At 65.5% G+C, this 11,600-nt stretch carries 13 protein-coding genes (1 of these 13 only partly in view); 5 read left to right on the top strand and 8 right to left on the bottom strand.

The window, feature by feature from the left end; translation table 11 throughout:
• Positions 1-1,212 carry the 5' portion of an NAD(P)H-dependent oxidoreductase gene (locus QXZ94_RS21000; protein WP_315722024.1) on the bottom strand. 93 nt of this gene lie to the left of the window's left edge, so 1,212 of the gene's 1,305 nt are visible here — the first part of the coding sequence; the start codon lies at positions 1,210-1,212; its stop codon lies beyond the left edge, outside the window.
• 161 nt (positions 1,213-1,373) lie between these two features.
• Entirely contained in the window at positions 1,374-2,174 is an 801-nt protein-coding gene (locus QXZ94_RS20995; protein WP_315722023.1) for a phytanoyl-CoA dioxygenase family protein, read from the bottom strand.
• A gap of 192 nt (positions 2,175-2,366) precedes the next feature.
• Between QXZ94_RS20995 and QXZ94_RS20990 the strand changes: the two genes are divergently transcribed.
• Together QXZ94_RS20990 and QXZ94_RS20985 are read left to right on the top strand one after the other, a co-directional pair.
• Positions 2,367-2,909 (top strand): methylated-DNA--[protein]-cysteine S-methyltransferase, encoded by a 543-nt coding sequence (locus tag QXZ94_RS20990; RefSeq protein ID WP_315722022.1) that lies wholly within the window; start codon positions 2,367-2,369, stop codon positions 2,907-2,909.
• A 94-nt stretch (positions 2,910-3,003) separates the two neighbouring features.
• Positions 3,004-3,336, top strand: a complete 333-nt coding sequence (locus QXZ94_RS20985) for a DHCW motif cupin fold protein (protein WP_315722021.1) — start codon at positions 3,004-3,006, stop codon at positions 3,334-3,336.
• A 2-nt stretch (positions 3,337-3,338) separates the two neighbouring features.
• Here QXZ94_RS20985 and QXZ94_RS20980 read toward each other — a convergent pair whose 3' ends face one another.
• From QXZ94_RS20980 to QXZ94_RS20965, 4 genes are all read right to left on the bottom strand, one after another.
• On the bottom strand, positions 3,339-4,205 hold the full coding sequence (locus QXZ94_RS20980) for an MBL fold metallo-hydrolase (RefSeq protein ID WP_315722020.1): 867 nt from the start codon (positions 4,203-4,205) through the stop codon (positions 3,339-3,341).
• An 18-nt stretch (positions 4,206-4,223) separates the two neighbouring features.
• A complete protein-coding gene (locus QXZ94_RS20975) occupies positions 4,224-4,838 on the bottom strand; it encodes a glutathione S-transferase family protein (RefSeq protein WP_172181008.1) in 615 nt (204 codons plus the stop codon).
• Between the two features lie 187 nt (positions 4,839-5,025).
• The gene (locus tag QXZ94_RS20970) at positions 5,026-5,868 is read right to left on the bottom strand and encodes a fumarylacetoacetate hydrolase family protein (RefSeq protein ID WP_315722019.1); all 843 of its coding nucleotides are present in this window, start codon (positions 5,866-5,868) and stop codon (positions 5,026-5,028) included.
• Positions 5,869-5,946: 78 nt separating this feature from the next.
• Positions 5,947-6,810, bottom strand: coding sequence for an MBL fold metallo-hydrolase (locus tag QXZ94_RS20965; protein ID WP_315722018.1), 864 nt, complete (start codon positions 6,808-6,810; stop codon positions 5,947-5,949).
• A 115-nt stretch (positions 6,811-6,925) separates the two neighbouring features.
• Between QXZ94_RS20965 and QXZ94_RS20960 the strand changes: the two genes are divergently transcribed.
• Both QXZ94_RS20960 and QXZ94_RS20955 read left to right on the top strand, forming a co-directional pair.
• Positions 6,926-7,381 (top strand): DUF3775 domain-containing protein, encoded by a 456-nt coding sequence (locus tag QXZ94_RS20960; RefSeq protein ID WP_315722017.1) that lies wholly within the window; start codon positions 6,926-6,928, stop codon positions 7,379-7,381.
• A gap of 477 nt (positions 7,382-7,858) precedes the next feature.
• Positions 7,859-9,082, top strand: a complete 1,224-nt coding sequence (locus tag QXZ94_RS20955) for an IS4 family transposase (protein ID WP_315722016.1) — start codon at positions 7,859-7,861, stop codon at positions 9,080-9,082.
• 76 nt (positions 9,083-9,158) lie between these two features.
• Here QXZ94_RS20955 and QXZ94_RS20950 read toward each other — a convergent pair whose 3' ends face one another.
• Positions 9,159-9,941 carry an SDR family oxidoreductase gene (locus tag QXZ94_RS20950; RefSeq protein WP_315722015.1) on the bottom strand — a complete coding sequence of 261 codons (783 nt, stop codon included), beginning with the start codon at positions 9,939-9,941 and terminating at the stop codon, positions 9,159-9,161.
• A gap of 114 nt (positions 9,942-10,055) precedes the next feature.
• Positions 10,056-10,571, bottom strand: a complete 516-nt coding sequence (locus QXZ94_RS20945; protein ID WP_315722014.1) for a CvpA family protein — start codon at positions 10,569-10,571, stop codon at positions 10,056-10,058.
• Positions 10,572-10,682: 111 nt separating this feature from the next.
• On the opposite strand from QXZ94_RS20945, the gene QXZ94_RS20940 reads away from it, so the two are divergent.
• On the top strand, positions 10,683-11,444 hold the full coding sequence (locus tag QXZ94_RS20940; RefSeq protein ID WP_315722013.1) for an SDR family NAD(P)-dependent oxidoreductase: 762 nt from the start codon (positions 10,683-10,685) through the stop codon (positions 11,442-11,444).
• Positions 11,445-11,600 lie beyond the last annotated feature (156 nt).

Raw genomic sequence — 11,600 nt, 5'->3', positions numbered from 1 at the left:
GCGTGCGACGTTGTTCACGAGCGTCACGCGGTGGGCCAGTCCGATCGGGAGCGCGCCGTGTTGCAGGCTGGTGCTCGCCGGAAGCACCTTGCCCCACACGGTGTAGCCGCCTTCGCCGTCGAGCATCTCGCCGGCACGCAGATCCTTCTTGGCCACCGCGACGACATCGCCGCGGAAGCCGATGGGCTGACCCGTCGGCTCACGCCGCAGCGCGGCTGAGAGCACCGAGACGTTCAGCTCCAGCCCGATCAGATGATAGGGCTTGTACATCGCGGCATAGCGGCCGCTGGCGTCGGTCTTCAAGCCGTACTGACGGAAGCAGTCGGCGGCATAGTCGTTCGGCGCCTCCAGCACGACGTAGACGCCCCATCGCAGATCGCGAAACACCGGCCGGCCGTCACGCTCGAGCGACGACACCACCTCGACCATGCCCGATCGCTCCAGCATGCCGCCGCGCTCGCGCGGGCGCAGCACATGCGGCAGATCGTCGACGCCGCAGGGCGGAAACAACAGGCCGTCCGAGGGCACGTCGAGCCCGGTCGCGTTGGCGATCGCGGCCATCTCGATCGCCGACTTGGTGCCGTCGAGGAAGGAGTTGAACATCTGCGGGTTCATGCCGGCGGACTGAGCTTCGCCCGCGGTTAGCCCGTAATGCTGCCAGACGCCGTCGGGCGTCACATCGTGATAGGCCGGCAGATACTTCGTGCCCTTGCCGGCCGCCACGACGTGAAAGCCGGTCGCACGCGCCCAGTCGACGAGCTCCGCCGTCAGCGCCGGCTGGTCGCCATAGGCAAGCGAATAGACCACGCCGGCCTTGCGTGCTTCGTCGGCCAGCAGCGGTCCCGCCAGCACGTCGGCTTCGACATTGACCATCACGATGTGCTTGCCGGCCTTGATGGATGCGCGCGCGTGGCGGATGCCGGCGGCCGGGCTGCCGGTCGCTTCGACGACCACCTCGACGCCGTCGGCGAAAGCCTTGGTCGCGTCGGCCGTGAACGTCGTGTGCTCAATCAGCTCATTGCTCCAGCCGACGGTGCGACACGCGTCGCGCGCCCGCTCCGGATCGAGATCGACGATGACGGGCACCTCGAGGCCAGTGACATGCGGCACTTGCGACAGGAACATGGAGCCGAACTTCCCGGCACCGATCAGCGCGACACGGACGGGCTTCCCGGCGGCGGCGCGGGCTTGGAGGAGGGCATGGAGGTTCATTGTGCGATCCGGATCTGGTTGAGGCACATGCGCAGCCTATTAGTTCTCGTCATGGCCGGGCTTGACCCGGCCATCCATCTCTCATCGGAAGAGTCGTCTGTTGATGGATGCCCGGGTCAAGCCCGGGCATGACGACCTCTTTTGTGGCGCGCGGCGTGCTTCTACTCCGCCGCCTCGCGATGCGTTCGCGCCAGCTGCAGCAACGCATCATCCGGAAGCGTTTCGATCGGGGTGAAGTCGCGGTGCGCGATGTACTCCGGGCGCGTCGGCGTGCGGATGTGGTTCGAGACCGCATTCAGCGTCAGGTACACGATCTTGCGCGGATAGGGCGTGATGTTGCCGGCGGAGCCGTGCACGAGATTGCCGTGGAACATCAGCATGCCGCCGGGCCTGCCGGTCGGCGCGACGATGCCGCCCTCGGCGACGAGACGCGTCACCGTCGCCTCGTCGAGCGTCCACAGCGGATAGGACGTCGTGGCAAGATCATGCGAGGCCTCGAGGTCGCCGGCGTGCTGGCTCTTCGGCACCAGCATCAGGGGGCCGTTGATCGGCATCACCTCGTCGAGGAAGATCGCGATGTTCATCGCGCGCGGCTCGGGCATGCCGTCGTCGCGCTTCCAGGTGCCGTAGTCCTGGTGCCATTGCCAGACGTCGCCGGTGAAGGCCGATTTGGCGTTGATCTTGAACTGATGCATGTAGAGCTTCTCGCCGAAGATCTGCTCGATCGGCTCGATCATGCGCGGATGCGCCGCCAGCACGCGGAACGCGTCGTTGTAGAGGTGCGCGGCAAACGCCGTCCGCGGCGCGCCGCTCTTCTCACGCCAGACCTCCGGCCGGTCGGCCGCATAGATCGCTTCCGCCTCGCGGGCGAGGAAGGCGGTCTCCTCCGGGCCGAACAGCTCGGGCAGGAACAGCCAGCCCTCGCGGTTGAAGAATGCGATCTGCTCCGGCGTCAGCTTCATGGCGTCCTCCCTTTGCTTCGGCTTCCTCGGCGAGACATCCGGTCTTTGCGCCGGCTGGTCTCCGCGCCCGTCGACTTCCGGGGGGCCGAATGCGCGCCTGTCGACATTGGCAGAATCCGGGTGGATCGCAACATTCTCCAAGCCTAATTTGATCGTCAGATGATACGGGGCAGCGCGACGATGGAGCCCGCCATGTCAGACCAGAGCTACGCAATGTTCGAAACCGCGATCGGCACCTGCGCGATCGCATGGGGCCCACGCGGCATCAACGCCGTGCAGCTGCCGATGGGCGGACCGACGCAGATCCGGACGCGCATGCAACAGCGTCATGCCGGGATCGCCGAGGCTGAGCCGCCGCAGCATGTGCAGCGCGTCATTGGACGTATCAAAGCGCTGCTCGCGGGGCAGCCCGATGATCTCAGCGACATCGATCTCGATCTCGACGGCGTCAGCGCGTTCCAGCGCGGCGTCTACGACATCGCGCGCCGGATCCCGCCGGGACAGACCCTGACCTATGGCGATATCGCCAGGCAGCTCGGCGGCGTCGAGCTGTCGCGCGAGGTCGGCCAGGCGCTTGGGCGCAACCCGTGCCCGATCGTGGTGCCCTGCCATCGCGTGCTCGCGGCCGGCAACAAGCCCGGCGGCTTCTCCGCCAATGGCGGCGTCGACACCAAGCTGAAGATGCTGGCGATCGAGGGCGCGGCGGTGAACCACACACCGAGCCTGTTCGATTGACGGCGGCCGCGGCAGGCGCGTTTGATCTCCAGCGCGCGGCGCTCTATGCCATGGGGCAGCTTCGATCCGCCCCATGTCCCGCACAGAGCCCGCCATGAAAATCCCGACGCTGCCCTTCACCGTCACCGACTGGTCCGCCGTGCCGGTGACCGAGCATCCGGGCGAGCAGGGCAAGGCGTATTGGCGGACGCTGATGATCGGCGACATCCGGGTGCGCCAGGTCGAGTATACGCCCGGCTATCTCGCCGATCATTGGTGCGACCGCGGCCACATCCTGCTGGTGCTGGAAGGCGAGCTCGAAAGCGAGCTCAAGGACGGCCGCAAGTTCACGCTGTCGGCGGGCATGAGCTACCAGGTCTCGGATTTCGGCGACGCCGCGCACCGGTCGTTCACCGCGACCGGCGCGAAACTGTTCATCGTCGACTGAGGCTAGATCGCCTCGCAGGCGAAGCCGTTGCCCTTGCGCGTGATGCGGCCGACCGAGGGCGACGGGAAATGTGCCGTGCAGCACAGCGTCGGCGTGTCGCAATAGCGGCCGAGGAATTCACGCCGCGTCACGGCGGCCTGTGCCGCATCGACGTCGAATTTCGGCGACAGCTCGGGATAGCAAAGCTGCAGCGGCGAGTGCATCAGATCGCCCGAAAACACCGCATCGTCCCTGCCTCTGCCGATGGCGACTGCAACATGGCCGGGCGTGTGGCCCGGCGTCGGCAGCAGCCGGACGTGATCGCCGATCGCGAACTGGTCGCTGACGATGTCTGCGCGCTTGGCCTCGACGACCGGCAGCACACTGTCGGCGAAGGCCGGTACCTCGGCCTTGGCGTGCTGCGCGACCCAATAGTCATATTCGCGCTGCGCGATGACGTAGCGCGCATTGGGGAAGGTCGGCACCCAGCGGCCGTTGTCGAGCCGCGTATTCCAGCCGACATGATCGGTGTGCAGATGCGTGCACATCACGACGTCGATATCGTCGACCGACAGGCCCGCGGCCGCAAGCGCCCGCATGTAGCTGTCGTCGGTCTTCATGTTCCAGACCGGTCGCGCGCGCGGCTTGTCGTTGCCGATGCAGCTGTCGATCAGGATGGTGTGGTGAGGGGTCTTCACCAGGTAGGACTGGAAGCACAGGATCAGCGTGTCCTGTGCGTCCAGCGCCTTGGCCGCTTGCAGCGCGCTGCGCTCGGCTGCCAGCACGTCCGGCGGCAGCTCTGGAAACATCTCAAGCGCCGGCAGGAAGGTGGTCTCCTGCTCGATGATGCGATGGATCGTGAGATCGGCGACCGAAAACGTCAGCGTCACGGCAATCCTCTCGAATTGTCAGGCCGCCGGCGGCACCGAGATCTTCACCGACTCGCGCTCCAGCATTTTCTGATGGAAGGCGTCGAGCGCCGGATAGGCCTTGCGCCAGCCGCAATCGGCGAAGCGGAAATCGGCATAGCCGAGCACGCAGACGAGGCCGATGGAGACGATGTCGAACGGGCGCGTCATCAGGTCGCTCTGCGCATTGAAGCGGGCCATGCCCATCCAGGCCCGATTCCAATGATCATCGGACCAGGCCTGCCAGCGCATGCCCTCGGGGCGCACCATCGCCTCGTAGCGGCACAGCAGCATGGAATCGAGCATGCCCTGCAGCATCGAATGCTCGCTCTTGACCTTCCAGCGCGACGGGCCGGAGGCTGGGATGAGCTTGTTGCCGCCGGCGAGCTCGTCGAGATATTCGACGATGACGTAGGAATCCAGGATGACGTCGCCATTGTCGAGGATCAGCACCGGCAGCTTCTTGAGCGGCGTGATCTTCATGTACTCGTCGTTGGCCTGGCCCGGCATGACAGCGGCGGGCGTGAACTCGATCTTGTCGATCAGGCCGAGCTCGATGGCGGCAATGCGCACCTTGCGGGCGAACGGCGAGGCGGGCGAGAAGGTGAGTTTCATGTAATGCTCCTGGAATGCTCTTTCCGTCGTCATGGCCGGGCTTGACCCGCCTGCGGGGCCGAAGCCCCTTCGGCGCGGCGAAGGCCCGGCCATCCATCTCTCATGTCGCGCGCCGCAGGACGTGGATGCCCGGGTCAAGCCCGGGCATGACGACGTTGAAGATTGGGGCCGCCTCACATCTCGATGACTAAGCCTCGATGATTTCCTGGCGCTGCTCGCCGAGGCGCTCGATGCCGAGGGTCACGACATCGCCGACGTTGAGGAAGGTCGGGGGCTTCATGCCCATGCCGACGCCGGGAGGCGTGCCGGTGGTGACGATGTCGCCCGGCAGCAGGGTCATGAACTGCGAGACGTAGGAGATGCACTTGGCCATCGAGAAGATCATCGTCGCGGTCGAGCCGGTCTGGCGGCGCTGGCCGTTGACGTCGAGCCACATCGACAGGTTCTGCACGTCCGGAATTTCGTCCTTGGTCACGAGCCAGGGGCCGACTGGTCCGAAGGTGTCATGCGACTTGCCCTTGGTCCACTGGCCCAGGCGCTCGATCTGGAAATTGCGCTCGGAGACGTCGTTGCAGATCGCGTAGCCGGCGACGTGGTTCAGCGCATCGGCCTCGGACACATACTTGGCGCGGGTGCCGATGATCGCGGCGATCTCGACCTCCCAGTCGAGCTTGGTCGAGCCGCGCGGCTTCTCGACCCGGTCATACGGGCCGCACAGCGCGGTGTTGGCCTTGAGGAAAAAGATCGGCTCGGCCGGAATCGGGTTGCCGGTTTCCTTGGCATGATCGGAGTAGTTGAGGCCGATCGCCACGAACTTGGAAATGCCGGTGACGGGCGCGCCGAGGCGCGGCTTGCCGGAGACGGCGGGCAGGGAGGCCGGGTCGAGCGCGGCGAGCTTCTTCAGCGACTCCGGCGCATAGGCGGCGCCATCGAGGTCCTTCACATGGGCCGACAGGTCGCGCAGCTGGCCGGATGCATCGATCAGGCCCGGTTTTTCCGCGCCTTTGTCGCCGTAGCGAACGAGCTTCATTTGGTTTCTCTCCCTCAGATCCTTGGTATTCCAGGGCCCTGTCATGGAGCATGGCGGGGCGAAATTCAACCTCGCGGGCTATGCGCTGCCGCCGCCCCGCATTGCTTCGAAACGAAAGGCGGCGCCGTCGCGGTGGATGTGTCCGGCATCGAAATGGCCGCCGATCACCAGCGTGCCGGTGTCGGCGAAACGGGAGAACAGCGCCCGCCGCGTGGCGGCCGCCTGCGCCGGATCGGAATCGACGGTCGAGCTCCAATCCAGCTGCGCCATCTGGCAGGGATGGTGCGCGACGTCGCCGCTCAGGAGTGCCTGCGCACCATCGGAGCGGATGTGCAGGCTGACATGGCCCGGGCTGTGGCCGGGGGTCGGGATCAGCGTGATCTCGTCGGTGATCAGGGCATCGCTGGCCACGAGCTCGGCCCTGCCGGCGTCCATGATCGGCTGCACGGAATCGGCGAAGGTCGCGGTTTCATCCGCAGCCTCGGCATGGTCGCGCCAGTGCTCATATTCGGTGCGGCCGAAGACGTAGCGCGCGTTCGGAAAAGTGGGAATCCAGCGGCCGTCGACCAGCCGCGTATTCCAGCCGACATGATCGACGTGGAGATGCGTGCAGATCACCATATCGATGCTGTCAGGGGAGAAGCCGCCGGCGGTCATCGTCTCCAGGAAGGGCGCGGTCCGGCCGTTCCACACCGGCACGCTGCGGCCCTGCTTGTCGTTGCCGAGGCCGGTGTCGACGACGATGCGCCTGGTCGGCGTCTCCAGCACCAGGGCGTGGATCGACATCTTCAGCTTGCCCTCGCTGGTGGCGAAATCGGGCGCTGGCCAGGACAGCGCGCGGATGGCTTCAGGCGTCGCCTGCGGCAGGATGAAGCGGGTGCCGCCGACCGTCTCCAGCTCGGTGAATTTGGTGATCCTGACCCGGCCGACCGTCCATGGCATGCGCGCTTCCTCGCTTGTTCTTGCTGAGCGCGACGATGCCGCGTCGTGCGTTCCAGCGCAATGGATCGACTCCCGGGAACAGGCGTTGTCGTGGCCAGTCCAACAGGAGAGTGTCATGCCAGAGCTGACGATATCACCGGAGAAGGTCGCCTTCCTGATCGAGAAGGCCCGCGAGTTCGACGTCAAGGAGCAGGCGACGGATGACGATTCCGGCTCGAATGCCGCCGATGACGACATGATCGATGTGCTGCAGGACAGCGGTGACGATCCCGTCGTGCGCGAGATCACCGGCTTCATCAACGCCATGACCGAAGACGAGCAGACCGATCTGGTCGCCCTGATGCGGCTCGGCCGCGGCGACGGCGACATCGACGAATGGGACGATCTGCGCCGCGAAGCCGCCGGCCAGCGCGACCGCCACACCGCGCGCTATCTGCTGGGCGAGCCGATGCTCGGTGACCTGCTCGCGGAGGGGCTCGACGCGTTCGGCATCGACTGGACGGAGGGGCGGACGACGGCGGACTCCTCGAGTCCGAGCCAGCGCGACGAGGACGAGATCACCAAGCAGTAGTTCTCAGTTCGAGCCCGGCTGGCTTCCGCGCGTACGATGCGCTCCCTCTCCCCGTTCTTACGGGGGCGCGACGAGCTCCGCTCGCGCTGAGAGGGGTGAGGTGAGGGGCAGCCGCACGGGAAGTGTGAGAAGGGCATACGCACCGGGAGCGTTCGGCGAGAGACCTGTACCCCCTCGCCCGGATCGCATCTGGCGATGCGATCCGACCTCTCCCCGCAAGCGCTAGGGTTTCTACACGTCTTGCGCGACAGATTGACTCGGGTTGTCATGATGTTGCGCCGTCTATGCCTGTTGTATGATTCTGTATCCGACGCTTTGATTTGAAGGAGCGTTGGAGATGCAGCGAGAGCCGGATTTGTCATTGGGCGAGTTTGGCGACGTGCGCCTCGATAAAAGGGGGCGGCGTTCGTCCAGGCTATGCTTTGTGCGCGCAGCGTCTGCCTGCGCCAGATGGCGCGGGGTGACTGGGCCGCGTACATGGCGTACTGGCGGTTCGTGAACAATCCGCAAGTCACGATCGATCGGCTGATTGAGGGCTGGAGCAGGCAGACGGCGGCCGTCGTCGGTGGACGGCATGTGCTGGCGATCCAGGACACCAGCGAGGTCAAGTTCCAAACGCAGCGGGGACGCCGGCGCGGACTGGGCAAGGTCGGCAAAGGCAATGCCCGCGGTGTGCTGCTGCATGCCATGATGGCGGTTGATGCCGACAGCGGAGCTTGCCTCGGTCTCACCGGTGGCGAGGTGTGGACGCGCCGGGGCAAGGTTAAGGTCCCTCACGACCAGCGGGAGTTGGCCAACAAGGAATCGGCGCGCTGGGTAACGACGGCCGAGCAGGGCTGCGAGGTTCTTGCTGCAGCGCGCATGATCACCGTTGTCAATGATCGCGAAGGGGAGTTCTTTGCGCATTGGGCGTTGACGCCTGGCGACAACGTCCACCTGCTGACGCGAGCCATGCACGATCATGCGCTGGCTGACGGCAGCACGCTCTATCAAGCCGTAGAGCGAGCGCGCTTCTGCGACAAGGCGGTGATCGACCTTCCGCAGCGCATGGATCGCCGCGCTCGCCAAGCCCATCTCTCGCTGCGCTTCGGAACCGTCGAGCTCAAACGGCCCGCGCGACCCGGCATGAAGGGGCTGCCTGAGTCCGTGAAGATCGGCTTCGCGGAAGTCGTCGAGCTGCATCCTCCGAAGGGCGCCGAGCCCGTTCATTGGCTGCTCTTGACCACTCATTCGATCGCCAAGGCGGCCGATGCCTGGCAGATCGTCTCCTGGTACAAGCTGCGCTGGATCATCGAACAGCTCTTTCGCTCGCTGAAGAGCCAGGGTCTGGGTATCGAGGACAGCCAGCTCGAAAGCGCCCAGGCCCTGATCAAGCTGGTGGCGATCGCTACCAAAGCGGCGTGTATCGTCATTCAGCTCGTTCAGGCCCGCAACGGTGGTCAACAACTGCCGATCAAATGCGCCTTCACACCCGAAGAAATCGAAGTGCTGGCCGCCATCAACAAAACCATGAAAGGCAGGACCAAGCTTCAGGAGAACCCGCATCGACCCAACACCCTCGAGTGGGCGGCATGGATTATCGCAAAGCTTGGGGGATGGACCGGCTACGCCTCGCACCGGCCTCCCGGGCCAATCACCTTTCACAACGGAATGACCCGCTTCCAAATCCTCGTTGCCGGCAAAGCCCTCCAAATCGTGTAGAAACCCTAGCGCTCTTGCGGGGAGAGGTACGCGGCGGCGAATGCTGCGTCCAAACGATCGATAGCAAACGCTGCGCTTACAGCGTTCCCGGGAACGCGCCGCCATCCAGCAGGATATTCTGTCCCGTGATGTAGCCGGACTTTGCGGAGCAGAGGAACGCGCAGGCGATGCCGAACTCTTCGGGATCGCCGAAGCGGCCGGCGGGGTTGGTCTTGGCGCGGTCGGCGAGGATCTGCTCCGGCGTGACACCGCGCTTCTCGGCCTCGCCCTTGGCCGTCGAAAGCAGCCGGTCGGTCTCGAACGGGCCAGGCAGCAGCGCGTTGATCGTGACGTTGTTGATCACGGTCTTGCGCGACAGGCCGGCGACGAAGCCGGTGAGGCCGGCGCGGGCGCCGTTGGAGAGGCCGAGAATGTCGATCGGCGCCTTCACCGCGGCCGAGGTGATGTTGACGATGCGGCCGAACTTGCGCGCCATCATGCCGTCCACGGTCGCCTTGATCAGTTCGATCGGCGTCAGCATGTTGGCGTCGATCGCCTTGATCCAGTCGTCGCGGGTCCAGTTGCGGAAATCGCCGGGCGGCGGGCCGCCGGCATTGTTGATCAGGATATCCGGATCCGGGCAGGCCTTCAGCACAGCGGCGCGGCCTTCGGGCGTGGTGATGTCACCGGCCACTTCGGTGACGGTGATGCCGGGATTGGCGGCGCGGATCTCGGCCGCGGTCTTGGCCAGCGCCTCGGCGCCGCGCGCAGTGATCGTGACATGCACGCCCTCATTGGCCAGCGCGATGGCGCAGGCGCGGCCCAATCCCTTGCTGGAGGCGCAGACGATGGCGCGGCGGCCCTTGATCCCGAGATCCACGATTGATCACTCCGATATGTCAGTGAGGCTGGAACATTATTGATGCGGCATTCTAGCCAACGCCGCCGCCGCTGATAAGGGCAGCCGGCCTGTGCGCAATTGCATGGCTCGCAATCAGATGCGGTGCTCCTGCTTGAGACGATCGATCAGGCCCGCCACCTCTGGCGGCAGCGAGCGAAAGCCTTTTGCGCCTGCGAGCGAGAGAATGGGCCGCAGGCGCGAGCCATCGAGGAAGCGCGGCTGGCGCTCGGGCGGAACGATCTTGTCGAACACCAGCACCAGCGTGGTCGCGACCATGCCGACGCGGACCGCTCCCAGCAGGGCGCCGCCGAGCCTGTCGCCAAAGCCAGCCTCGGGACCGACCGCCTCGTCGAGCAGCATCCGGCCGATCTTGCCCAGGGCGACGCCGATGACGACGAAGGCCGCGAAGAACTGCAGCCAGTTCTGCGCCAGGGGGGTGCCGTGCACGTCCTGCAGTTGCGGGCTCATGGCCGCCACCGCGCCCATCGCCAACGGCATCGCCAGGAGATAGGCCAGAATGGTGATGGCGCTGCGCAGCAGCCCGGTCGCGAAGCCGCTATAGACGGCGACCATCAGGGCGGCACAAGCGGCGAGGTCGAAAGTATTCATGACTGATATGCTGCGGTTGTAGGCCTGCCCGGTAAACAAATCCGGTTTGCGCTGCTTCAAATCGTCTGTATCAATGCGCCGCAACAAACCGGGGAAACGCAAGGTGGTGCCATGTCGGGCCTGTTCGATGTCAGCCGCGAGGTGATTCTGATCACGGGCGCGAGCCAGGGGCTGGGCCGCCAATTCGCGCGCGTGCTGTCCGCGCAGGGTGCTGCCGTCGCGCTCGCCGCCCGCCAGACCGGCAAGCTCAAGGCTCTGGAGGATGAGATCAAGGCCAAGGGCGGTCGCGCCGTCGCCGTCGAGATGGACGTGACCAGAAATGCATCGATTGCGAGAGGTCTCGATGCCGCGGAGGCCGCGCTCGGTCCGGTCACGGTGCTGATCAACAATGCCGGCATCGCGGTCGAGAAGCTCGCGGTGGAGCAGAGCGAGGCCGATTGGGACGCCGTGATCGGCGCCAACCTGAAGGGCGCCTATTTCGCCGCGACCGAGGTCGCGCGCCGGATGATCGCGCGGAAGGCGCCCGGCAACATCATCAACATCGCCTCGGTGCTCGGCTTCAGCGTCGTGAAGTTCATATCGCCCTATGCGATCTCGAAGGCCGGCGTCGTGCAGACCACCAAGGCGCTGGCCCTGGAGCTCGCCGCCAACAACATTCGTGTCAATGCGCTGGCGCCGGGCTATATCGACACCGACATCAATCATGACGTCTGGCAGACGCCGGCCGGCGAGAAGCTCATCAAGCGCATCCCGCAGCGGCGCGTCGGCCACGAGAGCGATCTCGACGGCGCCATCATGCTGCTGGCCTCGAATGCTTCGCGCTACATGACGGGCAGCGTGGTCACGGTCGACGGCGGCTTTCTGCTGACGTAGTTGTTTCGCGATCAGCCGGACATTGCGCGCCGAGACGTCGGATGAGTTCGGCTACAATCACCACGGCTGTCATTCCGGGACAAGGCCGCAGGCCTGGCCCCGGACATCTGGAGATTGTCGTACGCTCATTCTGAACGATCTCGAGATTCCGTGGGC

This window comes from Bradyrhizobium sp. SZCCHNS2022 (assembly GCF_032377575.1).
Taxonomy (GTDB): Bacteria; Pseudomonadota; Alphaproteobacteria; order Rhizobiales; family Xanthobacteraceae; genus Bradyrhizobium; species Bradyrhizobium aeschynomenes.
This window is presented reverse-complemented; position numbering and strand designations above follow the sequence as displayed.